The following is a 24,493-nucleotide window of genomic DNA, read 5'->3' on the forward strand; positions in this document are numbered from 1 at the left end:
GGAGAAAGACACATGCGGTTCATGATGCTGATGATCCCCGGCGGCTACGCAACGGCGGCGCCCGATGTCATGCCCAGCGCCGAGGCGGTAGAGACGATGATGAAATACAATGAGGAACTGAAGAAGGCCGGCATTTTGCTGGCACTTGACGGGCTGCATCCGCCATCTTCGGGCGCTCGGGTCAGCTTCAGGGGTGGCAAACCTACTGTCACCGACGGCCCTTTCGCGGAGGTCAAGGAAGTGCTGGGCGGCTATTGGATGATCGACGTGCGCTCACGCGAGGAGGCCATTGAATGGGCCCGCCGCTGTCCCGCTTCGGAAAACGACGTGATCGAGGTCCGCCGCGTCCAGGAGATGAGCGATTTCCCCGAAGACGTCCAGAAGGCAGTAGAAGGTTTTGGCGAGCTTAAGGGTTGACGGCCACCGCAACCATAGAGGCGGTCTGGCGGATCGAGCAGCCGAAGCTCACCGCCAGGCTGGCCCGCTATCTGCGCGACGTCGGGTTGGCAGAGGAGATCGCCGGGGATGCCTTCCTGCTGGCGATGGAACGCTGGCCCCGGGACGGTATCCCGCGCAACCCGGCCGCCTGGCTGACCCAGGTTGCGAAGAACCGGGCGCTCGACCGCCTGCGCCGCACCACCATGATCGATGGCAAACATCGCGAACTCGCCATCGACCTCACCGCGCTGGAGCGCGAGATGCCCGACATCGAGGCCACACTCGACGAGGATATGGACGACGACCTGCTGCGGCTGATCTTCACAGCTTGCCATCCGGTGCTGCCGGCCGAGCAACGCGCAGCACTTGCCCTGCGGCTGCTGGGCGGGCTGTCGACGGCCGAGATCGCCCGCGCCTTCCTGGTGCCCGAAGCCACCGCCGCGCAGCGTATCGTACGCGCCAAACGGACGCTTCGCGATGCTGCCATCCCGTTCGAGACGCCCCATGGGCAGGACCGACGCGAACGCCTCGCCGCCGTGCTGGAGGTGGTCTATCTGATCTTCAACGAGGGCTATGTGGCGACAGCGGGGCCGGACTGGCTGCGCGCCGGTCTGTGCGGCGAGGCACTGCGCCTGGGCCGCTCGCTGGTGGCGCTGATGCCACAGGAGCCCGAGGTGCAGGGGCTGGTGGCCCTGATGGAGTTGCACGCCTCGCGTTTCGCGGCCCGCACCGGCAAGGCGGGCGATCCGATCCTGCTGCTCGGCCAGGACCGCGGCCGGTGGAACTGGTCGCTCATCCGGCGCGGTCTCGACGGTCTGAACCACGCGATGACCCTGACCTCGGCACCCGGCCCCTATCTGCTGCAGGCGATGATCGCCGCCTGTCATGCCCGCGCTGTGACCGCCGCCGATACCGACTGGATCGCGATCGCCGCCTACTACCAGGCACTCGCCCTGGCAGCCCCCTCGCCGATCGTCGAAATCAACCGGGCCGTGGCAGTCGGCATTGCGTTCGGGCCGGCACAGGGTCTCGCCATCGCCGACGCGCTGAAAGACGAGCCACGCCTGAAGGAATCGCATCTCTTGCCTACGGTGCGCGGTGATCTTCTGGAGAGATTGGGACGTCTAGCGGAAGCGCGCGCCGAATTCCGCCAGGCCGCCGGATTGACCGGCAACGACAGAGAGCGCGCCTTGTTGCTCGCCCGCGCCAATTCTCCCGCCCTGCGGCCCGAATCCTGAACCATCAATGCCGGCGCGGCGCCGCGTATCTAGCCATGGGTACGGACGCTCTAGGCGGAGCACTCAACAGGCAGCCCTGCCCTCAGGAGCCCGTTCCTGATCCGGTTCAGATCCTGCGGATTCCTGAACGGCGTCCGGCCAATGCCTTCCGCAAACGAATAGCCCGGCTTTATCGCCATCAGTTCGCTCCAGGCCCGCCGCGCGCCCTCATCGTCACCCAACAGGCCGAGCACCGCGGCGAGATAGGCGCGGCTCATGTCGGTTTCCGGAACGAGCAGGATACGCTCCCGCAACAGCGCGGCCGCGGTTTCGTATTTGCCGGCGACCAGATGCGCCACGCCCAGATGATGAAGATAGTTTTGCGTGAACAGGGGATCGAGGCGAATGGCGCGCTCGATGTCCTCGATCGCCGCTGACGGCTCTCCCGAATAGGTGTTAAGCATCCCGCGCAGCGCCAGCGCAGGCGCAAAGTTCGGATTGAGCGTCAGTGCAATCTCGACTTCGGACGCCCATCGCTCGAAGTCCTTGCTGTACGTCGAAACCAGGGCGGCAACACCATGCGGAAAGGGATCGTTTGGATCGAGACGGATCGCTTCCTCGACGAGGCCGCGGGCTTCGGCCAGTGCGCGTTCGGGATCGTTCGTCCAGCGGTTGTAATAGGCGTGCCCCATCGCCATTGCGAGCGCGGCATAGGGCGCCGCGTAGTTGGGATCGTGGTCGATCGCTTGGCGAAACAGTTCGCTTGTCCGCTTGAAGACATCGGAATTCTGCGTCGCGCCCCGTTGCATCGCACGGCCACGCAGGAAGCAATCATAAGCATCGAGATCCGTCGTTCCGGTCGAGGCAATTCCGGGCCATTGCGCCGTCTCTTTCGGGCTCAGCGCGATCCTGAGTGCGCCGACGATCCGGCTCGCCACTTCCTCCTGCAGCGTGAACATATCAGCCAGTTCTCGGTCATAGCTTTCGGCCCACAGATGCGCCCCTGTCTCGCCGTCGCTCAACTGCGCGGCGATGCGCAGACGGTTGCCGCTTTTGCGCACGCTACCCGCCAGGATGAAACGAACGCCCAGCTCCCTGGCGACAGTGCGTATGTCGATCGATAGTCCCCTATAGGCAAAGCTCGAGCTGCGGGCGATGACGACCAGCCCGGAAAGCTTCGACAGCATCGTTATGATGTCCTCCGCGAGCCCATCGGCGAAGTATTCCTGCTCCGGATCGCTGCTGAGGCTGGTGAGCGGAAGAACCGCGAGCGAGGGCTTTGCCTGCAGCGGAGCGGTCCTGCCCTCCTGCTCAAGGCCGAGCCCGAGCCCGAGGAACCGGTAGCCGATGCGCGGGATGGTGGCGACCCACTCCGCGCCATCCGGCATCGGCCCGAGCGCCTTGCGCAACAGTGCTATCTGAACCGAAAGATTGCTCTCCTCGACGGCGCTGCCTTGCCAGCCGGCGTCCATGAGCTCGGTCTTCGTCAGAATCTCACCTGGGCGCTTGAGAAGCGCGTCGAGCAGAAGGATGCCCCTGCGCCCCAGCGCCACCGGTTCGCTGTCGCGCAGCACGTCCCCTTGTCGGGGTCCAGCGTGAACGGGCCAAAAACGAGAGCTTGCTTCGACATTGTCCGGTTGCAGCTTAGGAAATTGTTCGGAGATTATTCGGCATCCGTTCAATACGCGAGAGGCCGTTTCAAGACACCTTCTCCAGCATGGCAGACCAAGCCTGCCGTTAATGCGCTGAGGAAGGAAAAGCAAATGAACACAGTACTTTCGCTGCTCGCTCTATCGCTGGCGAGCATGGTCGCGGCGGTGCCCGCCTTCGCGGTCAGTGGTTCGCAAAGGGCCATCGTGCTCGTCCATGGCGGCTTCGTCGACGGATCCGGCTGGGAGGGCGTCTACCAGAAGCTGAAGGCCGATGGTTATGATGTCGCCATCGTCCAGAACCCTACCAAATCGCTTGCCGGCGACGTTGCCGCGACGCGTGCGGTCATCGACGCGCAGGACAAGCCTGTCATTCTGGTCGGCCATTCCTATGGCGGCGCCGTCGTGACCGAAGCCGGCAATGATCCGAAGGTTGTCGGCCTGGTCTATATCGCCGCTTTCGCCCCCCATGCCGGCGAGTCCGTGGCCAAGCTGACCTCCAACCCGGCGCCCGGAGCCCCGGTGCCTCCGATCCTGCCGCCCCAGGACGGCTTTCTCATGCTCGACAAGAACAAGTTCGCGGCTTCGTTCGCGGCCGACGTCGAGCCCGGCAAGGCCGCCTTCATGGCGGACTCGCAGGTGCCCTGGGGGCTCGACGCGCTGAATGGCGTGATCAGCAAGCCAGCCTGGAAGGTCAAGCAGAGCTGGTACCTCGTCGCGACGGAAGACAAGATGATCCCGCCGGACGTCCAGCGCACTATGTCGAAGCGCGCAGGCTCCACCGTCGTGGAGGTTCCGGGCAGCCACGCGATCTATGTGTCGAAGCCCGGCGCGGTCGCCGAACTGATCGAGGAAGCCGCCCAAACGGCAAAAGCGCCCGCAAACTGATCGGCTTTGGCCGCCTCGACCCTTCGAGCCCGGCCATCATCCGATCACCAGCACTGTGCGCCGTAACGAAAGCGGCTCGCATCCACCGGAATACGGGCCGGGCCCACTGCAGGATCGTTCAATCGAGCCTCGAATCCAATCGCTAGCGTGCTTCTCGGCTGGTCCGGGAGCCCGCTGGGGATGCGGCCAACCCGGCCGCCAAGCAACTGTTTTGAAAGGGAGAACTCAAATGTCTAGCGCACTGACTTTGATTGCCGCCGCAGTGGGGCTTGCCCTGGGCGTCAACGCAACCGCGGCCATAGCCGCGAGCAACAAGCCGACGAAGTCCATCATCCTGGTGCATGGCGGCTTCGTGGATGGGTCCGGCTGGGAGGGTGTCTACGATATCCTCAAGAAGGACGGCTATGATGTGACGATCGTCCAAAATCCGACCATATCGCTGGCCGATGACGTCGCGGTCACAAAGCGTGCCATCGCGGCCGCTCCCAACCAGGTCATCCTGGTTGGTCACTCCTACGGTGGCGTCGTGGTGTCGGAGGCCGGCACCGACCCGAAAGTGGCGGGCGTGGTCTATATCACGGCCTTCGCTCCCGATGCGGGCGAGTCCGTCTCAAGCCTGATCGCCAACCCACCGCCCGGGGCTCCAGTGCCGCCGATCCTGCCGCCAGTCGACGGGTTCCTGTTCCTGGATCGCGCGAAGTTCGCAGCTTCGTTCGCTGCCGATGTCCGGCCCGATCTCGCCTCGTTCATGGCGGATTCGCAGGTTCCGTGGGGCCTCGCGGCACTCGATGGCAAGGTCACCGCGCCGGCTTGGAGGATCAAGCCCAGCTGGTACCTGGTTGCCACCGAAGACAAGATGATCCCGCCGGATGCCCAGCGCGCCATGTCGAAGCGTGCCGGCTCCACTGTCATCGAGGTCCCGGGCAGCCATGCGATCTACGTGTCGAAGCCCGGTCCGGTCGCCGAATTCATCGAAACAGCCGCCCAGACGGTAAAGACGGCTGGAAACTGATCGGCTTCGACCACATCGATCCAGCGAACCTACCCATCCCAGCGAACCATCATCCGATTACCAACGCGGTCGTCGACCGCTTAACCCAAGAGAGAGGACCAGACCATGAACTTCAAAGCCACTTGCCTTGCGGCAATTGCCGTATTCGCCATCGGCGGTGCCGCGGTCGCCGGCGCACTCGACGAGCCTTCCAACATGGCGCCGTTCTAAGCGGATTCGGCACTGAAGCAGCTGAAGCCGATGCCTGAATTCAAGAAGGTCTTCATGGCGATGCCAAAGGACAAGCAGGACGAAGTGCACCGACTGTGCCAGGACGCCGCGATGAGCAAGCCGCACGCCGAGTTCTGCGCGGACGTGAACGCGTTGGCCGGCAAATCCTGAACCAGGCTCTTGAAGGATGGCGGGCATGCAACCCGCCATCCGGCTTTTGTATAAACCCGACGGCGCTCGCCTCCCATAATTGAAAAGGGCGACGCAAGCGCCGCCCCGTATCCTTGGGAGGATGATGTCGAAGGTCAGGCTGCCTTGATTTCCTCGTCGATGGCGTCGGCCTGACGTGCTGCCTTGAGTGCCTTGGCCCACCAGGCAACGTCGTTGACCAGCGCCGTGGCGGCCTGGTTCAGATGCTCGATGTCTTCGAGTTTCTTCTCGCCCTGCCGGACGGCGAGGAAATCGCCCCAGGCGATGTGGACGGCCGACTTGACCGGCGCCATCTGCAGCTCGACCGCATGCATACGGAGCTGCTCGACGGCGCGGGCGCCGCCGACGCTGCCATAGCCGACGAAGCCGGCCGGCTTCTTGTTCCATTCGTTGGCGGCGTAGTCGATGGCGTTCTTCAGCACGGCCGTCGGGCCATGATTGTATTCGGCGGCGGTGAAGATGAAGCCGTCGTACCCGGCGACCTTCTTCTGCCAGCGCTGTGCAACCTCATTCGTCGACGGCACCCAGGCGGAGGATGCGACCTCGTCGAAGAACGGCAGCGGAAAGTCACGCAGGTCGACGATCTCAACGTCGATGTCGGCATGCGACTTGGCGATCTTGGCGATCCATTGGGTCGGTACGTCGGCGAAGCGCGCGGCGCGGGTCGAACCGATGATGATGGCGATTTTTGGTTTTGACATGGGGGCTCTCCACATAAGTATAGCTGGTATCATTTGGATACCGGCGCTATATGAGATACTGACAACTCGACGCGCAAGGAGGCACCTTTTTGTTACCGAGGCACCCGCATATCACCGAAGACTGCCGCGCCGTTTCGGAAATCCTGCAGCGCGTCGGCGACAAATGGACCGTTCTCGTGGTCGGCAAGCTTGGCGACGGACCGTTGCGATTCAACGAGTTGCGCGCCGCCGTCGGCGGCATTTCGCAGAAGATGCTGACCACCACCTTGCGCGGACTGGAGCGCGACGGCTTCGTCACCCGCACCGTATTCCCGACCATACCGCCGCGCGTCGACTACGAACTGACCGAACTCGGCCATGAATTGCTGATCCCGGTCAGCGCGCTTGGCGAATGGGCGCGCATCAACACCACGCGTGTGCGGGCAGCGCGCGAGAAATTTGACGGAATGCATGCCTAAAACGCTTGCGTTGCAAGGGTTTGCCTGTGGCTGCGTTGAGGACATTTCAGTTCGTCAGCGGGGCTGTTGATCCGGCTTGCAGCCGGCTTTTCAGGCTGACGCCCCGCAGACAAAGCAAGGCCGAGAAGCAAAGCGCCGTTCAGCAATTGTTGACTGATTGTCTTCGTTCCGGTTCACCCGGCATATCGCAGGTGGGAAGCCGAGGCCTCGCTCTATGAAGTACCCCCACCCCTAACCCCGCCCCACAAGGGGGAGGAGACTTCCGTTGGTGCTGATCTTGGCAAATTGCCTGCCTTTCGAGGCCAAAGAGGAAGTAAAAGCACGCGGTAGCGTTCCCTCCCCCTTGTGGGGAGGGTTAGGGTGGGGGTCCTTCTTCGCAAGAATCCATATGCGATTGCCCCGGGATATAGGGCGTGCGCCGATGCCCCCGGTCAGCTTTCCGCCGGAACCGCCTTTGGCTTGCCTTCGCCATCCAGCGCCACCATGACGAAATCGGCATGGGTGACCTTCTCCATCAGGTCGGAGAGGTAGCGCTGCGCCCAGGCTTCGACCTTGAGCGTCATCGAGGTGCGGCCGACGCGCTCGACATGGGTGTAGATGCACAGCGTGTCGCCGATCTTCATCGGCTTGGCGAACGACATCTCCTTGACCGCCGCCGTCACAACGCGGCCCTTGGCGCGCTCGGCGGCACGGATGCCGCAGGCAAGGTCCATCTGCGCCATCACCCAGCCGCCGAAAATGTCGCCGGCCGCATTGGCGTCCGAAGGCATGGCCAGCGTGCGCAGCGTCAGATCGCCGAGCGGCCGTCCGTCAGCGTAGTGCACCATGGGGAAATCCTTCGAGATCGGTTGCCCTCGATCCCGTATCGTCACGGCGCCGGCAGGTCAACGCGCCATCCAACGAAGTCTCGCTTGGCCGCTAGAAGTAGCGCGCGAGGTTCGAACGAATGCGATCGAGGACAATATCCCCGGAAACGTCAGGAGAAAATTCTCTGCCGGTGATCGCCTCATAGGCCTGCGCATAAATCCTGGAGGCCTGTTCGACGATCTCGTCGGGTATGTCGGGAATCGGTTCCCTGTAGGGATCGCACCTTGCCGAAACCCACGACCGGATGAAATCCTTGTCGAAGCTCTCCGGCCGGCTTCCGCTGGCGAGGGCATCTTCATAGCTCTTGGCGATCCAGTACCGGCTGCTGTCCGGCGTGTGGATCTCGTCGGCAAGGATTATGGTCCCGTTCTTGTCGGTGCCGAATTCATATTTCGTATCGGCAAGGATGAGGCCGCGTTCGACGGCGCGCTGCTGGCCGCGGGCGAACAGCTGCAAGGCGTAGCCCGATACGGTATCCCACTGTGCCTGCGTGAGCAGGCCATGTTCGAGGATCTCGGCTTCCGACAGTGGCTCGTCATGGCCACCGTGCAGCGCCTTGCTCGTCGGCGTGATGATCGGCTCGGCCAGTTTCTCATTGTCGCGCAGGCCGTCCGGCAGGCGCAATCCATACATCTCCCGATCGCCGCGCCGGTACCTTGTCAGGATCGAGGTGCTGGTGGTTCCCGCCAGATAACCACGCACGACGATCTCGACCGGCAGGATATCGAGCCTTGTGCCGACGACCACATTCGGGTCGGGGTATTCGAGGACATGGTTCGGACAGATATCGGCAGTTTCTTCGAACCAGTAGCGCGCCGTCTGCGTGAGGATCTCTCCCTTGAACGGGATCGAGGTCAGGATGGTGTCGAAGGCACTGAGGCGGTCGGTTGCGATGATGATGCGCCTGCCGTCTGGCAGGTCGTAATTTTCGCGGACCTTGCCGCTGTAGCGACCCGGCAATTCGGCAATGAAAGCGTCGGACAGGGTGCGCATGGGATTTCCTGCCTTGCGGAAATTGGCGGATGCCATCGCTTAAGCCCTAGACCCCCGGCATATCAAGCAGGATTGTCAGCCACTCAATTCAAACCTTGTGTCGGCAGTCGCATTTTTCACAACGCATGCCGGAAGGCGCGGCGACGTGGCGAGCCCGCCGCGTCTAGGCTGCAGCCGAATTTCCGGAGCCGCCTACCAATCATGCAGACCTATGACTTCATCATCGTGGGCTCCGGCTCGGCCGGCTCGGTCCTGGCGGACAAACTGTCGGCATCGGGACGTTTCTCCGTGCTGGTGCTGGAGGCCGGCGGCACTGACCGCCGCTTCTACGTGCAGATGCCGCTCGGCTACGGCAAGACCTTCTTCGATCCGGCGGTCAACTGGAACTACAAGGCCGAGCCGGACCCGGGGCTCGCGGGCAATGTCGACCACTGGCCGCGCGGCAAGCTGCTTGGCGGCTCGAGCTCGATCAACGCCATGGTCTGGATCCGGGGCGCGCGCGAGGATTTCGATGCTTGGGCCGCTGCAGGCAACCTAGGCTGGGGCTATGACGATGTCTTGCCCGCCTTCAAGGCGCTGGAGGACAATCAGGCCGGTGCCGACGCATGGCGCGGTGTGGGCGGCCCGCTGCATGTCACCGACTGTTCGAACGCCGTCCATCCGCTCACCAAGCGCTATCTCGCCGCCGGCCAGCAAGCCGGCCTGCCGCTCAACCCGGATTTCAACGGCGCTGCCCAGGAAGGCGTCGGCATCTACCAGATCTCGACCCGCAACGGCCGCCGCATGTCGGCGGCGCGGGCCTTCCTGCGCCCGGCGATGAAGCGCGCCAATGTTCGCGTCGAGATGAACGCGCTGGCGACCCGGATCCTGTTCGAAGGCAAGCGCGCCGTCGGCGTCGAATACCTGCAGAACGGCGAGACCAAGACGGCGCGTGCCGGCCGCGAGGTCATCCTGTCGGGCGGCTCGGTGAACTCGCCGCAGCTGCTGCAACTGTCCGGTGTCGGCCCGTCCGCTCTGCTCGGCGGTCTCGGCATCCCCGTCGTCCACGCCAACGAGAATGTCGGCGCGCATTTGCAGGACCATGTCGGCATCAACTACACCTTCAAGGGCAGGCTGCCGACGCTCAACCAGACGCTGCGTCCATGGTGGGGCAAGCTGCTGGTCGGCATGCAATACATCCTGACGCGCTCGGGGCCGCTGTCGCTGTCGATGAACAATGCCGGCGGCTTCTTCCGCACCGATCCGGGCGCGGCCCGGCCCAACATGCAGCTTTATTTCCAGGCCTTCTCGACCGTCATTCCGAAGAGCGGCGAGCGCCCGATCCTGACGCCGGATCCATGGCCGGGCTTTTCCATCGGCCTGTCCAATTGTCGACCGTCGAGCCGTGGCGAGATCATGATCCGTTCCAGCAACCCGCGCGACTATCCCAGGATAACGGCCAATGCCTATTCGACCGAGGCCGATGTCGCCGAGATGCTCGACGCGGTGAAGTTCGTGCGCAAGATCGCCTCGATGCCGGCAATGGCGGAAATCATCGAGGAAGAGGTCTTGCCCGGCCCGTCGATCACCTCGGACGCCGATCTGATCGCGGATTTCAGGAAACGCTCGGGCACCGTCTATCATCCGGTGTCGACCTGCCGCATGGGGCCTGATCCTGCGCGCGCAGTCGTCGATCCACGTCTCAAGGTGCACGGTATCGAAGGCCTGCGTGTCATCGACGCCTCGATCTTTCCCGACAACATCACCGGCAACACCAACGCCGCTTCGATCATGACCGGTTCGAAGGGCGCCGAACTGGTTCTGGAGGACCAAAAATGAAGATCACCGACGTCAAGACCTGGGTTGTCGGCAACCCGCCGCCTGGCATCGGCGGCAAGTATTTCATCTTCGTCAAGCTGACCACCGATGGCGGCGTCGTCGGCTATGGAGAGGCCTACAACGCCACCTTCTCCGCCCATATCACGGCGAAGATGGTCGAGGACATGGCCGAGCGCTATCTCGTCGGCCGCGATCCGCACGACATCGAAAACTTCTTCCGCCGCGCCTATTCCTCCGGCTTCACCCAGCGGCCTGACGTGTCCGGCATGGGCTGCTTCTCGGCGCTCGAAATGGCCTGCTGGGACATCATCGGCAAGGAGGCCAACAAGCCGGTCTACAAATTGCTCGGCGGCCAGGTGCACGAGACGCTGCGCTCCTACACCTATCTCTACCCGCACACCGGCAGCGTCCATTCGGAGGACGCGCCGGATGGCAAGAACGTCTACAACGATCCCGATATGGCGGCGGCCTGTGCGCTCGAATATGTCGAGCAGGGTTTCAATGCCGTCAAGCTCGATCCGGCCGGCCCCTACACCGCTTTCGACGGCCACCAGCCGCGCTTGCTCGACATCGATGTCTCCACCCGCATGATCAAGGCGATCCGCGAGGCGGTCGGCACCCGCGCCGACATCCTGTTCGGCACCCATGGCCAGTTCACGGCATCGGGCGCATTGCGCATGGCCCGCGCCATCGAGCCCTACGATCCGCTGTGGTTCGAGGAGCCGGTCCCGCCTGATATGCCCGAAGTGATGGCCCAGGTCGCTCGCGGCACATCGATCCCCATCGCCACCGGCGAGCGGCTGACGACCAAGTTCGAATTCGCCCGTGTCATCGAAAACCGTGCCGCGACCATTCTACAGCCGGATCTCGGCCGCTCCGGCGGCATTCTCGAAACCAAGAAGATCGCCGCCATGGCCGAGGCCTACCACATCCAGATCGCCCCGCACTGCTATTGCGGGCCGATCGTCGGCGCCGCCAACATCCAGCTGGCGGTGACGCTGCCCAACTTCCTCATTCTCGAATCGCTGAAGCAGTGGGACGGTTTCCACGCGACGCTGCTGAAGAAGAAGATCGAGTGGCAGGACGGCAACGTCATCCCGTCGAAGGAGCCCGGCCTCGGCGTCGAGCTCGACGAAGCCGTCTGCGACGCGCATCCCTATACCGGCAAGGAACTGCACCTGCAGATGATGCAGACGCCGTTGATGCCGTGAGCGAAAGCTACGCCTTCATCGGCCTTGGCCACCTCGGCGGCAACCTTGCCGCCAGCCTGATCCGCAACGGCCTTGCCGTCACCGTCTTCGACCGCGCCCCCGCCGCCGTCGAGCGCCTCGTTGCGCTCGGCGCCACCTCGGCAACCAGCCCGGCCGAGGCCGCCGCCCGCGCCGGCAACGCCATCTCTTGCCTGCCTTCGCCCAAGGTCAGCGAAGCGGTACTGGCCGGCCCTGATGGGCTGCTCGAAGGCTTGCCCAAGGGCGGCACCTGGATCGAGATGTCGACCAATGGCCGCGACGAGATCGTGCGCCTTGCCGCCCTCGCCTCGGCCAAGGGCATCGAGACGTTGGAATGCCCGGTCACCGGTGGCGTGCATCTGGCTGCGGTGGGAAAAATCACCGCGCTGGTCGGCGGTGATGCAGCACTTTATGCGCGTCATCGCGCTGCCATCGAAGCAATGTGTGCGAAGTCGTTCCTGATGGGTCCGGTCGGCTCGGCGGCGGTGATCAAGGTGATCACCAACATGCTGGCCTTCATCCATCTCGTCGCCGCCGGCGAAGCGCTGATCCTGGCCAAGCAAGGCGGTCTCGACCTCGCCCAATCCTACCACGCCATCGTTGCCTCCTCCGGCAACAGCTTCGTCCACGAGACCGAAAGCCAGCTCATCCTCAACGGCTCCTACGACATCGGCTTCACCATGGACCTGGCGCTGAAGGACCTTGGCTTCGCGCTCGCCATGGCCGAGCAATCCGGCGTGCCGCTCGACCTGGCCTCACGCGTCAACTCGATTTTTGAGCAAGGCAGAGATGCCTATGGCGGCGGCGCCTGGTCCACACAGATCGTCAAACTGCTCGAGGATGCCGTTAGCACCGACCTGCGCGCCCCCGGTTTTCCGGCGAAGCTGGGAATCTGAACGCAGACTGAAAACCCAGCAATTTCATACAATTAAATAGACAGTTGGATTCTTTTTCGAAACCACTGGAATCAATGTCGCAACGCCTTGATTCAGTATCTGAGCGTCAGCGCGCCGGGCAGGATCTCGAAGGTCGCCGGTATGCGTCCTGGCGACTCGCCGTCTATGTCGACCAGCGCGCCGTTCTTCTCGACATCGCCGAGCGGTTCGACAACCACTTTCCTGCCGCGCAGGATGGTGATGTCAGGATGGTTGCGGTGACGCCCGCCATAGAGCAGCCGGATGTCCCAGATCAGCTTCAGCTTTCCGGCCGCGCGCAGGATGACGATGTCGAACTGGCCGTCGGTCAGCTCGGCATCCGGCGCGATCATCATGCCGCCGCCAAAGAACTTGCCATTGGCGACCGCCACCAGCGCCATCCGCGCCTCGACCGGTGTACCGTCGTCGACGGTGATCCTGACCTCCTGAAAGCGGTAGCGGACGAATTCCACCACCGTACGCCACAGGAACAGCGCCTTGGCCGACACCTTGCCCTTGCGCTTGTCGGCATTGACGGCGCGGTCGGTGGCGCCCGACAGGCCGAGGCTGGCTATGTTGATGAAGTGGCGGCTGGCCAGCGCGCCGTGATCGTCGATATAGCAGATGCGCCCGGCATCCACCTTCCGAGCCTTGGCCTCGGCGAGCCGCTTCAGCACCGCGTCCACTTCTTTCGGCAGGCCGAGTCCGCGCGCGAAATCGATGCCGGTGCCGCATGGCAAGAGACCGAGTTCGGTCGTCCGGCCGCTCTCCTGAAATGCCTGCAGCAGCCCGTCGGCCACTTCGCTGGCGGTGCCGTCGCCACCCGCCGCGATCACCAGGTCGAAACCGTTTGCCGCGAGGTCGAGCGCCAGCCGCTCGGCGTCGCCTTCGGCCTGCGTTTCGCGCAGTTCGAAATCGCCGAAATGCTTTTTCAGCGACGCGGCAACGTCTGGCCAATACCGTTTCAGTCGGCCCCCACCGGCAATCGGATTGAGAACAACGCCGACTTTCAAGCAATCCCTCCCGCAAGGACATCGAGGCGCTGACGCCTCGAATCCTTTGCCGGCATTGAAGCCCGCACCGGCCGGCAGGGCAAGGCCGAATGTCCGCTGGAACCGCTCCTCAGGCGGGCTTGAAAATCCCGCCGTCATTTGGTCGATCCCCGATAATCCCGCTATCCACAGGCCCGCCGCAGTTTCGCCAACCACTTATCCGGCGTACGTTGAACCCATCTCAGGCGGCTACCGATCGCCCCGCCGAAAGGCGAAGTGAAAGGCGGATTTCCTGAGGCCCGTACGGCCCGGATCGAGAGCAGGCTTGCCTGTTCGAGGGATGGATGCCGAGACCTACGGGGCCGCGGAAAGCGTGCCAACGCCGACGGCGGACCGATGCTGCCATGAAGGACGGCAAAAACCTTCGATGGTGCGCAGGGCAAAGCCCGCAAGGGCGGAGACCGGCGCGGTCCCGAACGGACGCTGCTCTCGGGTAGCGGACTGGCAGGACCGTCAAAATCAAGGCCGGCATGGCGCGACGACTTTACGGAAGTTGCTGCCGCGACCGTGTCCTGATCTGACAGGGAGGCGCTGGGAGAAATCCCGGCGCCGACTGTCTTTTTTCTATCTCCGCGATTTTTACGGTGTTTTCGGTTGGGGCTGCAACCAGCGCCAAAATCGGCTAACGTTTGGCGTCAGTTGAAGGGGGATACTTCATGACGCTGATCCAGAAGCTTGCCGTTGCATACGCCTTCCTGTTTTTCGGTGTCGTCGCCATCGGCTACATACCGGCGTTCAACGATGCCAACGGCAATCTGTTCGGGCTGTTCTCGCTGCAATGGTATGACGACCTGCTGCACGCCTTCTCCGGCGTCTGGGCGCTGGCCGCCGCCTTCATCTCGCACCGCCAGGCGGTGTTCTATTTCAAGCTGTTCGGCTCGGTCTATCTGTTCGATGGCGTGCTCGGCCTGATCACCGGTTCCGGCTGCCTCGATGCCGGCATCTTCATCAACGGCTTCCGCTCTCTCAACGATATCGAATTCCCGGCCCGCGTCTTCGCCAACCTGCCGCATATCGTGATCGGCGGCTTCGCCGTCTATGTCGGCTTCTGGCTGTTGAAGCGCATATACGACCACTTCGCCACGGCCTGACCGGCCATGTTCCTGTTCCGCTGGCTGAAGCGCATCATCAAGACGATCCTCTGGCTGATCGTCATCGTCATCCTGATCCCGATCGCCGGGCTGAGCTATGGCTTCCTGACGACGTCGTCGCTCGACAAGACGCCGCTGCCCGGCATTGCCGACGGCGCACCGCCCAAGGCACTGGCCGACAAAGTCCGTGCCGAAATCCCAGGCTATCAGCGGCCGAAGGAGTCGACTTTTCTCACCTATCCGGAATGGGCGATCGTGTACGCCGCGCGCGAATATGCCGGCTTCGTCGACAAGAACCAGCCGAGCGGCTTCCCCTACTGGTCCTATGTCGGCCGCTTCTGGCAGGACTACGCCATGGTGATCCGCGCCAGCTCCGCCTACCAGTTCAACGTCGCCAACCACCAGATGCTGGTCGTCATCGGCACCAGTCACTCGATCGAGCACATCTTGCAGTGGGCCTATGAGAACACGATCGGCCGCGTCACCGAGGCGACATCAGGCAAGCGCACCGCCGCCGACATCTATCAGGCCAAGGTGGCGGCCGACTATGCAGCCTTCCTCGACCAGGTGCCGTGGTACGAGTTCCCCTACGCCGAAAAGCGCGCCGGCCTGTTTGCAGTGCAGCCGGCGCCGGGCGACAGTTCTGTCCGCACCAGCGAACGCAAGCTGGCCTTCGGCCTCGCCGACACTATCAAGCAGGGCTACGCCGGCCTGATCACCAAGGCACTCGCCGCCACTTCGGACCCCGCCTTCCTCGACATCCATGTCTGGGCCAAGGGGCCGGTCGGCGAAGCCACCCGCAACGAGGCCGACACCTTGCTCGAGCGCGACATGGGTCCGGATGGCACCATCTTCGTCACCAAGCGCTACCAGGTGTTTACCGAGATGATCCCACGCCTGATCGACAAGGGCGTGTCCTTCGTCGAGATCGGCGGCAATGACGAGATCATGGTCACTGTGCTCTCCACCGACTCGATCGCTGTCCCCGAAGGCATCCGCATCCTGTTCAGCTATCCCCTCCCAGCCGACCCGTCGACGCGCCGCACCGGGCTGACAGTCGCCGTACGCAAGCTGCATCTGGTGCTGCCGGCGCTGATCAAGTCAGGCGCCAGGCTCGAACACGTCTACGATTACTGAGACCTTTCGGCCACATCCCGCAAGGATCAGCCATATCCAGCGCCACGCCACGCTCATTCCACAATCGCGGCCAAATCCCGCCTTGTTCGCGCGCGATGGATTGTTGCATGTCGCCAAAAGTGGAAACCGGTTTTGGGAAAACGACATGCACCTAAATGGGCTGCCGGGGGGCATCTCGAAGGGACAAGACCGTGATCAAGACCGCCCTTGTCGCCATGACCATTGTCGGCTGCGACTGCGACGCCAAGCTTTGCGAATATATCGGCGAGACGCCGGCCAAGTGGTCGACCATCGCCGAGTGCGAAGCGGCGATGAAGAACCAGATGCTGCACGAGCGCAATTTCAACTATCCGCTCGTTTCCGGAATCTGCCGCACGAAGGGCTCGTCGACCTCCTCGCAGCTGGCCGCGACCGCGTCGCGCCCGGAACTGAAGCCGGTCAGCAGGGTCGTTAAAATCGAAAGCCCGCTGCCGCCGGAATTGAGCCATCGGCCGAGCGTCCCGGTCGGCTCACCGACGACCGCCATGGAAGCGGCGGCCGCCCGGCCCGTCGCCTATGAACAGGTGGTCGATGGCGGAACCGGCGTGCTCTATCGCACGAAGAATGGCTACGCCGTGGTCAAGACCGATCTTGGCCGCGCCGTGTCGGCCACCGCCGACATCGCAAAACGGTCGGCCGACTGGCTGGCTGGCCTGGTGCCGAGCAAGCTGTAGGCCGGCCAATGCATGTCGCCTAAAAGTGCGCGGCGGTTTGGAACAACGACATACATAGAACCAAAGACTCAAAGCACGTCGACTGAATCCGTTTCAACGCGACGTCCTTTGGCGTCTACATCTTCAGCTTGAGGCTCTGCCAGAACTTGTCGATCAGCGGCTTTTCGGTCGCCGCATCCTCACCGGCAACACGCGTGATGAACAACAGCCCCTGATCGGCAAGGCCGAAGCCGACAATCTCGAAATCGGCAGTGTCGGTGCGTGTCTTCACCGTGGCTGTGATGCCGGTCAGTTCCTTGCCGTCGGCGAGCTTGCGCGCCGTCGGTGCCTGCGTCAACTCAGCACCGGCCTGCACCGATTCCTTGGTCATCTCCTGCAGCATCAGCTGATTGAGCGACACCGGATTCATCTTGCCGTATTCCTGCACGACGACGATCGTGCCCAGCGCCGATGCCATCAGATACTGCGTGATGTTCTCGCCGAGATCGGTCTTGGTCACCGAAATATTGCTCGAATGTACGAAGGAGAAACGGCCGCCGGAAAAAGTGGCGAAGTCGTTACGCTCGAGCGTCACCTTGCTTTGCTTGCCGCCGGGCAGCGTCACATCTGTGCTTTCGCCGGGATCGATATCGACCGTCACGCCGTCGATGGTCAGCCTGAAAGCCTTGAGATCCTCGGCACCGGCCGGTCCAGCGCACAGCGCGATGAGGGTGAGTGCCGCCGCCGATACCATCCGCATGGTTGTTCTCCTGCTCTATTCCTGAGCAGTTCCCTAGGGAAAGCGCTGCGCGCTTTTCCCGGGGAAAACCGCTTCACACTTTTCCTGGAACTGCTTCCGCTACACCACTCCGCTCAGCGCCTTGATGGCACGGTAGAAGGTCGAGGAAAACAGTTCCGTCGGGTCATATTGCCGTTTCGAGGCCAGGAAGGCCGGCAATTCGGGATAGGATGCCAGCAATTCACTGGCGGTAAAATGCAGCTGGTAGGGCAGGAAGAACCGCCCGCCATGCTTGATCGTCACATCGATCAGCGCCCGTGTCAGCGCCCGCATCCTGGCAGTGCCGTCGGCATCGGTCGGTTGGTTGATGTAGAGCACCAGCGAATAGGCCGGCTCCGGCGCGTAGGTCAGCGCCACATCCTCCTTGTGGACGATGCGCACCGAGGCGTTGAGCACCGGCAGTGTCTGGTTGCACAGGATCTCGCGCGCCTCCGCGATAAACTCGATATAGACGGCGCGCGGGATGAAATACTCGTGCAGGATGTCGGTCTCGTCAGGCAGATCGTTGAACAGATACGGCACCGAATCGTGCATCGGGTTGTTGCGGGTGACAAGGCAGGCCTCGCCCTCGGCCATGGCTGAGCTACGCGCCACCGTGCAGCTCTCGAATTTCGGCTCCAGCGTCTTTTCGGTGAACCATTTCAGCTCCTGGAACAGGCTGCCCCATTTCGCCAGATTGATGATCACCCGCTTCAGCCCGACCGAGCCCGGCTCGCCGATCCCGGGCTGATCGGCCGGCTGATCGGCCACCTTGTCATAGCGATAGACGATCATGTCCTCGAGGAAATTGCCCGGCGCCGTCGACAGATGGCCGTAGAACAGCCCGATCTCCTTGTTCGGCTCCAGCATCTCGGCAAAGAATTTCGGGAAATCGTCCGATTTGATGATCTCGCGCGAGGTCCGGTAGACGACGTTGTCGACGATATCGAGCGTTGCCTCCAGCACCACCCCGAACAGGCCGTAGCCGCCAACGACGTGGCGGAACAGGTCGGCGTTCTCGCTTGGTGAGCAGGTCGTCACCGAACCGTCAGCCAGCATCACCCGCATCGAGCGGATCGAACCCGCCACCGAACTCGCCTGATGATCCATACCATGCGCGTTGACCGACAGCGAACCGCCGACCGAGAAGATATCGGTCGACTGCATCGCCTTCACCGCGAAGCGCGGATGCAAGAGGGTCTGGATGTCTTGCCAGCGCGCGCCCGGCTGCAAGGTCATGGTCTTGGCCGCCGCGTCGACGGTCACCTTGTTGAAATTTCTGAGATCGAGCACCAGCGCGTTATCGTCGAAGGCATGCCCGCCCATCGAATGGCGGATGGCGGCCAGCGACACTTTCAAGCCGTTGGCGCGCGCTAAGACCAGCGCTTTGGCGATGTGCTCTTCCTTGCTGACCTCGACCACGCCGTAGACCGGTGTCATTGAAAGGCCACTGGCATCGTTGATGTCGCCGCCTTTTGCAGACCAGGGCAGCGAAGAATCGAAGGCTGGTGCGTTCTCCAGGGGTTTCAGCGGCAGCACGATGCCGTCGATATCGGCGATGCGTCCGGCGTTCTTCGGTCCCGAAGGCCCGCGCGCCAGCCGCGCCACCGTCGTGCCGCCCCACAGCACCGCGCCGCCGACGACAGCCGCACCCAGCAGCAATCGCCGCGACAGGCGAAACCCTTTTTGTGCCTCGGCCATGAATATCCCCCGTCGACCAAGGGATAGCGCGGCACTTTGGCAAAAACCATAGCGGCGCATGGCGGAGCCGAGGCGCTGTTACGGCATCAAGGCGGCGGATGTGGAAATTGAGCCGTCACAAGGGCGATTTCGGAGGATTGCGCCGCCCCTCATCCGCCTGCCGGCACCTTCTCCCCGTACGTACGGGGAGAAGGGACGTGCTCCATCGCTGGCGACCCCTCTCCCCGTTCTTCACGGGGGTCCGAAGGACGGGCGAGACAAGTGGCTCGCCCGGGAACGGGTAAGGGTGAGGGGCAGCGCCAACGCTGAGAAATTGCGTTGCCGCTACGAGGCCTTCTTGATCGACGTCACCATGCCGGTCTTGTCATCGACGGTCACCGCCACCTTGGCGCCGACCTTCAGTTTCCCGATCGCCGCTTCCGGCGACAATTGGTAGATCTTGCCGTCGTCGAGGGTGATCGACTTGGTCGTCGGGTCGACCGCCTGGATGGTGCCCTGAACGGTCGCGGCATAGGCGGTGCCCAGGAAGGCGAGCAGAGCGGCGGTGGTTACGAGGGTCTTTTTCATTCGGTAGCACTCCGTGCTGTTTCGGTTTTTCGGGCTGCATCTTTGAGAAACGACAGCACCGAACGGCCTGAAACTGGAACGGAAAGCTTGGCCTGCGCAAATCACGTTGAGTGAATTTTCGCAAACAATATCATAGGCTTAATTCCGACACATTGCTTATGGTGGGCGCGATTTCCAATCGCTTCGGTCTTCCCTAAAACGCATTTCTTTCCACGAAAAGAGTCATTTGGCCGATTGCGGCGGGCAGCTTTCGACCACCATGCAGCCGCCGCAATCCACCTCGGGCGACATCACGGAACAGACTGCTGACCGGTCATCGGTACAAATTTTGTTTCATGGATCAGCTGAAACCGCTGCTCCGAAGAGAATGAATATCGCGCTCCGGTTGAAAATTCGAAACGGATGCATGATGGTATCAGCCGTCATGAAGGGGGCCGTCATCCATGAAGCTTGCAGTCCGGACCATGATATCCCTGATGCTGGCGCTTGCTCCAGGACTGGCTGGCGCACAAGGCGCGGATCCCGGCGACGACAAAACGGTTATCTTTACTCCCGGCGATCCCGACATGGCGGCAGCGACCGCGAAGGCGCTCGCCAGCCTGGATGAATTCCTGACTTTGTCCGAGGCTCCTCCCTCTGGGACAGACAGGTTCAAATTGAAGGTCAAGGTGCGGGACGGAAACGTCACCGAGCACTTCTGGGTCATACCGTTCCGTCGCACCGAGACCGGCTTTGTCGGCATATTGGCGAACCAGCCGGAGGGAGTGCACAACGTCGTCCTCGGCCAGAATATAGAATTCACCAGGGACGATATTTCCGACTGGGGATACACAAGCGACGGGCGTCAGGTCGGCAGCTTCACCGTTTGTGTGATGTTCAAGAAAATGTCGAAAGAAGAAGCAGACACCATGCGCGACAACTACGGCTTCGACTGCTGACAGCGAGGTCCGATTAACCCATCTCGTCCCGCGCGCCGATCTTGCGCACAAGCGCCGCCGTCGCCAGCATGGCGCCCATGTCCGCTATCATCGGCGCGACGTGCCTGGTGTAGTCGAGCGGCACCGAAATGTCCGGCAGCTCGAAGAAATTCTTCGTCTGCGGCAACAGCAGGAAGCCGTCGCTGCCATTGAGGGCGACGCGGGCCGGGTCATCCGGCCAGGTTTCACCCAGCCATTTCAGCGCCTGCGCCAGCCGGCCGGTCACGAGTGGTCGCGCCGCCTCGACATTGTCAGTACGGAATTCATAGGCGGCGTCGAGTTCAGGCACGCCGGATGACAATTCCTGCATCTTGTTGGCGAACATGCCGCGGAAGAAGCCGACGACGCCGTTGGCTCGCCGCGCCGCCACAAGTACCCCGGGAAACGGCTCGATCGTCTCGAAGGCGACAATGACGCCCTTGAAGCTTGTCGCCTTGTTCTTGGTTGCCGCCCCATCCCACAGATCCGCTTCATAAAGCTCGAACGGGAACCCTTCGTAGCGTCCGGATATGATGTCGTCGAAGCGGCTCATGGTGAAGCCGCCGACCGTCTCGCGCGGCAACCGGTCGAACGAACGCGGCGTCACGCCATGCTGGTAGCGCATATCCCTGATGAAGCCGAAGATGATCGGCAGCAGCGTTTCGCGGAACGATTGCCGCAGCCGTCTCGCCGGCCTGATCGCCCGGAAGTAGAGCAGGATCGCCGCCACCAAAGCGATGACATAGAGAAACAGATGCGGCGTCGAGAACCATTGCTCTTTGGGATCGGCGACCTTGTTGAACAGCCAGGCGACCAGCACCACGAACACCAGCACCAGCCCGACGAACAGCGGCATCCGCCAGCGCACTTGCCGGACCGCCGAGGCCCTCGCCGCTTCATAGGTCTCGATGTCTTTCCGGATGCCGGCGATATCAGCTTCATCAGGCATGAAATCCGCTGTTTCCATCGCCACCCCCGCAAGCCGCCTCTGCCGGCGCATGATAGTCGGTTTTGTCGAAGCGGCGCCAGCCGGGTAGAGCGGTGATCCCTTCTCCCCTTGCGGGGTGAGCCGCCGGTTCGCGAAGCGAATTCATCGTGCCGGTGGCACGATGAAAGGCGGCGAACGCCGGGACGCTGCGGAGCAGCGGGGACCCGGCAGGTGGATCGCTCGCCACCCGGCCCTTCGCAGGCTCAGGGCGTTCGAGGCTCGAAAAGCCAAGCAATTGGCTTTTCGTCCGCTGCGCGGACCGCCTCTCACTCCACAAGGGGAGAAGGGAAGATCGCCCTCAATCGGCCTTCGACCTTGCCACGCATTTCCCCCACCAACCCCTCCACCGGCAGCAGCCGTTCATGGTCTCCGGTGCGCAGCCGCACGAAGGGATGCAGCCGGTAAGACGCAATCGCGCCACGCGTATCGGCATCGGCACTGACATCGACGACGAATATTCCGCCGATACGCCCCGGCCATGGCTGGCGGGAAAGGGCGGTGCCGAGGAAATCGCCGAGGCCATAAGCGACGATCGTCTGGCCGATCCGCTCCACAGGCTGCAGGACATGGGCGTGATGGCCGGCGATCAGCCTGACGCCCTGCCCGGCCAGCCGCCTGGCCAGCGCCCGCGTTTCGGCGCGCGGAAAGTGCCGGAACTCCCAGTCCCAATGCGGCACCGCGCAGGTGAGATCGAAACCGGCATCGTGCGGCCAGCGCGCCGGATCGTACTCCGTCGACACGCGGCCGGCGAACAGCTCCGCGTCCGCATTGCGCCACAGCGTGAAGGCGGCAAAACCCAATGTCAGCGGCCCGGCTTTGACAGGTTCCACGGGACCATTGGCGGCCAAGCCGATGGTGCGGATGCCGAGCCGCTTCAGCGCCGCAACCGTCTCGTCGAAACCGGCGACGCCCTGGTCTAGCACATGGTTGTTGGCCAGCGACAGCACCAGCTTTTCGCGCGCGATACCCACCGCCGCCAACGCCTGGCTCAGAAATCGCTCGCTCATCGCATGATGCGTGCCGAACTTTGTCCCCAGCACGGCGCTTGGTCTGTCCACAACGGGGCTTTCGCAATTGCCGATCACCAGGTCGGCAGCGCCGAGCAACGCCTTGATCGCCGGGTCGCAGTCCGGCGCGCCGCGGTTGGCCACCGCCGAGATGTCGCCGATAAAGGCAAGCCGCACCGTCTGCTTCGGCGGCGCTGTCATCGTCGCCCCGGCCATCGGCGCGAAACCATTGGCATCGCCACCGAGCGAGGGCTTCAGAAAGCTCGGCAGCCAGGACAGTTTGTAGGAAAGCGGATAGTTCGACACGCCCATGCCCAATCGTTTGCCCTGTGTAGACTGTCCACCTCAAGGGTTGAAGCGCATCCGTTGACAATCGTGCGGCGATGGCGGTCTGCGCCGACAGGCGCGGCACCGCAAATGTGTGTATGGTCGCCGGCGCAACCAACGCATGGGAGGCAAAGATGAACCGACTTTCGCGCCTGCTGGCATCTGCCTTCATTGTGCTTGTGCCTTTGTCTTCCGCTCGCGCCGCCATGCCCGAAGCCGCAACCGCGTTGTTCGAGGCCAAGACCGTGGCCGCGCGCGACAGCGCCCTGTCGACGCTGGAGGCAGCCGCGCCAAAAGATCCGGCGTCAGCCTACGCGGCCGGCGCCGGCGAATTCTTCACCGCGTTGGAGCTGCTGGCCAGTGGCCTGCACCGCCATGGCTTCGAAAGCCCGCGATCCTTCATGCTGCCCTTGATGCGACTGCCGGTGCCCGACAATCCCAATCCCGAGCCGCTGACCTATGAGCAGTTCCGCGCCATCCTGGTCGCCTTCCGCGACCGGCTGGAAAAATCCGCCGCTACGCTGGGCTCCGTGCCGGCCGATGCGGACATCGGCATGGTCATCGACCTCACCCATGTCGGCATCGACCTCAACGAGGATGGCACGATCGCGCCGGATGAAAGCATGGCCGCCATCATGGCCTCGCTGTCGCGCGGCGGCAGTGCACCGGATGTTGCAGCACCGGCTCTGACCTTCCGCTTCGACCGCGCCGACGGTTTCTGGCTGCAGGGCTATGCCGAATTCCTGATGGCGCAGGCCGATTTCTGGCTGGCGCATGATTTCAGGAGCACCTTCGACGGCTCCTTCCACATGCTGTTCCCGCGCGCCAAGCTGCCGTTGCAGGATAGTCTCGTGCCGCCGAGCGACGACATGGGCAGCAGCATCTTCTCCTCGGAATGGCGCATCGCCGATTTCATCTCGCTGGTGCATCTGGTCAACTGGCCGGTGGTCGAACCCGAGCGCCGGCAAGCGGCGCGCCGCCACCTGCTCGAAATGATCCGGCTGTCGCGCGAGGACTGGAAGGCGATCCGCGCCGAGACCGACAATGATCGCGAATGGCTGCCGGGACCACAGCAGAAAGGCGAGAACCCGCTCACCGGCCTCGAAGTCGGCGAGGAGCAGGTCGCGGCCTGGCTCGCCACCTTGACCATGGCCGAGGATCTCCTGGAAGGCCGTGTGCTGCTGCCGCATTTCCGCATCACCGGCAAGGGCATCAACATGAAACGCTTCTTCGACGAGCCAAAGCCTTTCGACCTCGTGCTGTCGATCACCGGCCCGGGCATCGCGCCCTATCTCGAGAGCGGCAAGATTCTCTCCAGCGACGATTTCGACCAGATCCAGCGCCAGTTCGGCGGCGGTGGGTTTCTCACATTTGCGCTGTGGTTCAATTGACGAAAGCTTGGGTTCCTCGCCCCCATGAAATGGGGGAGAGGCGGCTCGGCGAAGCCGAGACGGAGAGGGGGATAAACTCAGCCTTCATAAATTGAGGGAAAGCCGCCAACGTCGCAGCCCCTCTCCGACCGCTTCGCGGCCACCTCTCCCCCATTTCATGGGGGCGAGGAACCCCAGCCTTCCGAGGCCGAAGTCAACTCTG

At 63.0% G+C, this 24,493-nt stretch carries 24 protein-coding genes; 14 read left to right on the forward strand and 10 right to left on the reverse strand.

From position 1 onward, the window contains the following. Positions 1–12: 12 nt before the first annotated feature. Both BPNPMPFG_RS13420 and BPNPMPFG_RS13425 read left to right on the forward strand, forming a co-directional pair. Positions 13–417: a YciI family protein gene (locus BPNPMPFG_RS13420; protein WP_258595882.1), complete on the forward strand. Its 405-nt coding sequence runs from the start codon at positions 13–15 to the stop codon at positions 415–417. Next, positions 414–1,676 (forward strand): RNA polymerase sigma factor, encoded by a 1,263-nt coding sequence (locus tag BPNPMPFG_RS13425; RefSeq protein WP_258595884.1) that lies wholly within the window; start codon positions 414–416, stop codon positions 1,674–1,676. The genes BPNPMPFG_RS13420 and BPNPMPFG_RS13425 overlap by 4 nt, the downstream gene beginning before the upstream one ends. A 50-nt stretch (positions 1,677–1,726) precedes the next feature. Here BPNPMPFG_RS13425 and BPNPMPFG_RS13430 read toward each other — a convergent pair whose 3' ends face one another. After that, positions 1,727–3,229, reverse strand: a complete 1,503-nt coding sequence (locus tag BPNPMPFG_RS13430; RefSeq protein WP_258595885.1) for a winged helix-turn-helix domain-containing tetratricopeptide repeat protein — start codon at positions 3,227–3,229, stop codon at positions 1,727–1,729. Between the two features lie 231 nt (positions 3,230–3,460). Here BPNPMPFG_RS13430 and BPNPMPFG_RS13435 point away from each other — a divergent pair, with 231 nt between their 5' ends. The 3 genes from BPNPMPFG_RS13435 (at position 3,461) to BPNPMPFG_RS42910 (ending at position 5,585) form a co-directional block, all read left to right on the forward strand. After that, positions 3,461–4,192, forward strand: coding sequence for an alpha/beta fold hydrolase (locus tag BPNPMPFG_RS13435; protein ID WP_258596735.1), 732 nt, complete (start codon positions 3,461–3,463; stop codon positions 4,190–4,192). 229 nt (positions 4,193–4,421) lie between these two features. Continuing rightward, complete coding sequence (locus BPNPMPFG_RS13440; RefSeq protein WP_258595887.1) at positions 4,422–5,204, forward strand: alpha/beta hydrolase; 783 nt, start codon at positions 4,422–4,424, stop codon at positions 5,202–5,204. 240 nt (positions 5,205–5,444) lie between these two features. Beyond that, a complete protein-coding gene (locus BPNPMPFG_RS42910; RefSeq protein WP_319945991.1) occupies positions 5,445–5,585 on the forward strand; it encodes a hypothetical protein in 141 nt (46 codons plus the stop codon). A 134-nt stretch (positions 5,586–5,719) separates the two neighbouring features. Here the strand turns inward: BPNPMPFG_RS42910 and BPNPMPFG_RS13450 are convergent, their stop codons facing one another. Continuing rightward, positions 5,720–6,325 carry an NADPH-dependent FMN reductase gene (locus BPNPMPFG_RS13450; protein ID WP_258595888.1) on the reverse strand — a complete coding sequence of 202 codons (606 nt, stop codon included), beginning with the start codon at positions 6,323–6,325 and terminating at the stop codon, positions 5,720–5,722. An 89-nt stretch (positions 6,326–6,414) separates the two neighbouring features. Between BPNPMPFG_RS13450 and BPNPMPFG_RS13455 the strand changes: the two genes are divergently transcribed. After that, positions 6,415–6,783 carry a winged helix-turn-helix transcriptional regulator gene (locus BPNPMPFG_RS13455; protein WP_258595889.1) on the forward strand — a complete coding sequence of 123 codons (369 nt, stop codon included), beginning with the start codon at positions 6,415–6,417 and terminating at the stop codon, positions 6,781–6,783. A 431-nt stretch (positions 6,784–7,214) separates the two neighbouring features. On the opposite strand, the gene BPNPMPFG_RS13460 is transcribed toward BPNPMPFG_RS13455, so the two are convergent. Both BPNPMPFG_RS13460 and BPNPMPFG_RS13465 read right to left on the reverse strand, forming a co-directional pair. Beyond that, complete coding sequence (locus BPNPMPFG_RS13460; protein ID WP_256754348.1) at positions 7,215–7,610, reverse strand: acyl-CoA thioesterase; 396 nt, start codon at positions 7,608–7,610, stop codon at positions 7,215–7,217. Positions 7,611–7,701: 91 nt separating this feature from the next. Next, positions 7,702–8,643: a phosphoribosylaminoimidazolesuccinocarboxamide synthase gene (locus tag BPNPMPFG_RS13465; RefSeq protein WP_258595890.1), complete on the reverse strand. Its 942-nt coding sequence runs from the start codon at positions 8,641–8,643 to the stop codon at positions 7,702–7,704. Between the two features lie 201 nt (positions 8,644–8,844). Here BPNPMPFG_RS13465 and BPNPMPFG_RS13470 point away from each other — a divergent pair, with 201 nt between their 5' ends. From BPNPMPFG_RS13470 to BPNPMPFG_RS13480, 3 genes are read left to right on the forward strand one after another with little or no spacing between them, the layout of a single operon-like run. Next, positions 8,845–10,461, forward strand: a complete 1,617-nt coding sequence (locus BPNPMPFG_RS13470) for a GMC family oxidoreductase (RefSeq protein ID WP_258595891.1) — start codon at positions 8,845–8,847, stop codon at positions 10,459–10,461. Continuing rightward, complete coding sequence (locus BPNPMPFG_RS13475; RefSeq protein ID WP_258595892.1) at positions 10,458–11,672, forward strand: mandelate racemase/muconate lactonizing enzyme family protein; 1,215 nt, start codon at positions 10,458–10,460, stop codon at positions 11,670–11,672. The genes BPNPMPFG_RS13470 and BPNPMPFG_RS13475 overlap by 4 nt, the downstream gene beginning before the upstream one ends. Beyond that, complete coding sequence (locus BPNPMPFG_RS13480; RefSeq protein ID WP_258595893.1) at positions 11,669–12,586, forward strand: NAD(P)-dependent oxidoreductase; 918 nt, start codon at positions 11,669–11,671, stop codon at positions 12,584–12,586. The genes BPNPMPFG_RS13475 and BPNPMPFG_RS13480 overlap by 4 nt, the downstream gene beginning before the upstream one ends. 92 nt (positions 12,587–12,678) lie before the next feature. On the opposite strand, the gene BPNPMPFG_RS13485 is transcribed toward BPNPMPFG_RS13480, so the two are convergent. Next, positions 12,679–13,617 (reverse strand): diacylglycerol/lipid kinase family protein, encoded by a 939-nt coding sequence (locus BPNPMPFG_RS13485; RefSeq protein ID WP_258595895.1) that lies wholly within the window; start codon positions 13,615–13,617, stop codon positions 12,679–12,681. Between the two features lie 695 nt (positions 13,618–14,312). On the opposite strand from BPNPMPFG_RS13485, the gene BPNPMPFG_RS13490 reads away from it, so the two are divergent. The 3 genes from BPNPMPFG_RS13490 (at position 14,313) to BPNPMPFG_RS13500 (ending at position 16,597) form a co-directional block, all read left to right on the forward strand. After that, a complete protein-coding gene (locus tag BPNPMPFG_RS13490) occupies positions 14,313–14,747 on the forward strand; it encodes a DUF4383 domain-containing protein (RefSeq protein ID WP_258595897.1) in 435 nt (144 codons plus the stop codon). 6 nt (positions 14,748–14,753) lie between these two features. Continuing rightward, the gene (locus tag BPNPMPFG_RS13495) at positions 14,754–15,884 is read left to right on the forward strand and encodes a hypothetical protein (RefSeq protein WP_258595898.1); all 1,131 of its coding nucleotides are present in this window, start codon (positions 14,754–14,756) and stop codon (positions 15,882–15,884) included. 191 nt (positions 15,885–16,075) lie between these two features. Next, positions 16,076–16,597, forward strand: coding sequence for a hypothetical protein (locus BPNPMPFG_RS13500; RefSeq protein WP_258595900.1), 522 nt, complete (start codon positions 16,076–16,078; stop codon positions 16,595–16,597). Positions 16,598–16,712: 115 nt separating this feature from the next. Here the strand turns inward: BPNPMPFG_RS13500 and BPNPMPFG_RS13505 are convergent, their stop codons facing one another. The 3 genes from BPNPMPFG_RS13505 to BPNPMPFG_RS13515 all read right to left on the reverse strand — a co-directional run bounded on the left by BPNPMPFG_RS13505 (position 16,713) and on the right by BPNPMPFG_RS13515 (position 19,622). Beyond that, positions 16,713–17,336: a hypothetical protein gene (locus tag BPNPMPFG_RS13505; protein ID WP_258595902.1), complete on the reverse strand. Its 624-nt coding sequence runs from the start codon at positions 17,334–17,336 to the stop codon at positions 16,713–16,715. Between the two features lie 99 nt (positions 17,337–17,435). After that, positions 17,436–19,055 (reverse strand): FAD-binding oxidoreductase, encoded by a 1,620-nt coding sequence (locus tag BPNPMPFG_RS13510; RefSeq protein WP_258595903.1) that lies wholly within the window; start codon positions 19,053–19,055, stop codon positions 17,436–17,438. Between the two features lie 324 nt (positions 19,056–19,379). Continuing rightward, positions 19,380–19,622 carry a DUF1344 domain-containing protein gene (locus tag BPNPMPFG_RS13515; RefSeq protein ID WP_258595904.1) on the reverse strand — a complete coding sequence of 81 codons (243 nt, stop codon included), beginning with the start codon at positions 19,620–19,622 and terminating at the stop codon, positions 19,380–19,382. Between the two features lie 443 nt (positions 19,623–20,065). On the opposite strand from BPNPMPFG_RS13515, the gene BPNPMPFG_RS13520 reads away from it, so the two are divergent. Next, positions 20,066–20,560: a YegJ family protein gene (locus BPNPMPFG_RS13520; RefSeq protein WP_258595905.1), complete on the forward strand. Its 495-nt coding sequence runs from the start codon at positions 20,066–20,068 to the stop codon at positions 20,558–20,560. Between the two features lie 13 nt (positions 20,561–20,573). Here BPNPMPFG_RS13520 and BPNPMPFG_RS13525 read toward each other — a convergent pair whose 3' ends face one another. Both BPNPMPFG_RS13525 and BPNPMPFG_RS13530 read right to left on the reverse strand, forming a co-directional pair. Then, entirely contained in the window at positions 20,574–21,545 is a 972-nt protein-coding gene (locus tag BPNPMPFG_RS13525; RefSeq protein ID WP_258595906.1) for a hypothetical protein, read from the reverse strand. Between the two features lie 287 nt (positions 21,546–21,832). Next, a complete protein-coding gene (locus BPNPMPFG_RS13530) occupies positions 21,833–22,879 on the reverse strand; it encodes a CapA family protein (RefSeq protein ID WP_258596736.1) in 1,047 nt (348 codons plus the stop codon). A gap of 155 nt (positions 22,880–23,034) precedes the next feature. Here BPNPMPFG_RS13530 and BPNPMPFG_RS13535 point away from each other — a divergent pair, with 155 nt between their 5' ends. Then, positions 23,035–24,291, forward strand: coding sequence for a hypothetical protein (locus BPNPMPFG_RS13535; RefSeq protein ID WP_258595907.1), 1,257 nt, complete (start codon positions 23,035–23,037; stop codon positions 24,289–24,291). Positions 24,292–24,493 lie beyond the last annotated feature (202 nt).

This window comes from Mesorhizobium sp. AR07, from assembly GCF_024746815.1.
Taxonomy (GTDB): domain Bacteria; phylum Pseudomonadota; class Alphaproteobacteria; order Rhizobiales; family Rhizobiaceae; genus Mesorhizobium.

What these genes read in the sequence shown, in the direction of transcription:
- BPNPMPFG_RS13465 (WP_258595890.1), bottom strand. Translation starts at nt 8,643, where the DNA reads ATGCGCACCCTGTCCGACGCTTTCATTGCCGAATTGCCGGGTCGCTAC.
- BPNPMPFG_RS13475 (WP_258595892.1), top strand. Translation starts at nt 10,458, where the DNA reads ATGAAGATCACCGACGTCAAGACCTGGGTTGTCGGCAACCCGCCGCCT.
- BPNPMPFG_RS13505 (WP_258595902.1), bottom strand. Translation starts at nt 17,336, where the DNA reads ATGCGGATGGTATCGGCGGCGGCACTCACCCTCATCGCGCTGTGCGCT.
- BPNPMPFG_RS42910 (WP_319945991.1), top strand. Translation starts at nt 5,445, where the DNA reads ATGCCTGAATTCAAGAAGGTCTTCATGGCGATGCCAAAGGACAAGCAG.
- BPNPMPFG_RS13440 (WP_258595887.1), top strand. Translation starts at nt 4,422, where the DNA reads ATGTCTAGCGCACTGACTTTGATTGCCGCCGCAGTGGGGCTTGCCCTG.
- BPNPMPFG_RS13535 (WP_258595907.1), top strand. Translation starts at nt 23,035, where the DNA reads ATGAACCGACTTTCGCGCCTGCTGGCATCTGCCTTCATTGTGCTTGTG.
- BPNPMPFG_RS13435 (WP_258596735.1), top strand. Translation starts at nt 3,461, where the DNA reads ATGGTCGCGGCGGTGCCCGCCTTCGCGGTCAGTGGTTCGCAAAGGGCC.
- BPNPMPFG_RS13515 (WP_258595904.1), bottom strand. Translation starts at nt 19,622, where the DNA reads ATGAAAAAGACCCTCGTAACCACCGCCGCTCTGCTCGCCTTCCTGGGC.
- BPNPMPFG_RS13495 (WP_258595898.1), top strand. Translation starts at nt 14,754, where the DNA reads ATGTTCCTGTTCCGCTGGCTGAAGCGCATCATCAAGACGATCCTCTGG.
- BPNPMPFG_RS13510 (WP_258595903.1), bottom strand. Translation starts at nt 19,055, where the DNA reads ATGGCCGAGGCACAAAAAGGGTTTCGCCTGTCGCGGCGATTGCTGCTG.
- BPNPMPFG_RS13420 (WP_258595882.1), top strand. Translation starts at nt 13, where the DNA reads ATGCGGTTCATGATGCTGATGATCCCCGGCGGCTACGCAACGGCGGCG.
- BPNPMPFG_RS13520 (WP_258595905.1), top strand. Translation starts at nt 20,066, where the DNA reads ATGAAGCTTGCAGTCCGGACCATGATATCCCTGATGCTGGCGCTTGCT.
- BPNPMPFG_RS13490 (WP_258595897.1), top strand. Translation starts at nt 14,313, where the DNA reads ATGACGCTGATCCAGAAGCTTGCCGTTGCATACGCCTTCCTGTTTTTC.
- BPNPMPFG_RS13525 (WP_258595906.1), bottom strand. Translation starts at nt 21,545, where the DNA reads ATGGAAACAGCGGATTTCATGCCTGATGAAGCTGATATCGCCGGCATC.
- BPNPMPFG_RS13460 (WP_256754348.1), bottom strand. Translation starts at nt 7,610, where the DNA reads ATGGTGCACTACGCTGACGGACGGCCGCTCGGCGATCTGACGCTGCGC.
- BPNPMPFG_RS13470 (WP_258595891.1), top strand. Translation starts at nt 8,845, where the DNA reads ATGCAGACCTATGACTTCATCATCGTGGGCTCCGGCTCGGCCGGCTCG.
- BPNPMPFG_RS13450 (WP_258595888.1), bottom strand. Translation starts at nt 6,325, where the DNA reads ATGTCAAAACCAAAAATCGCCATCATCATCGGTTCGACCCGCGCCGCG.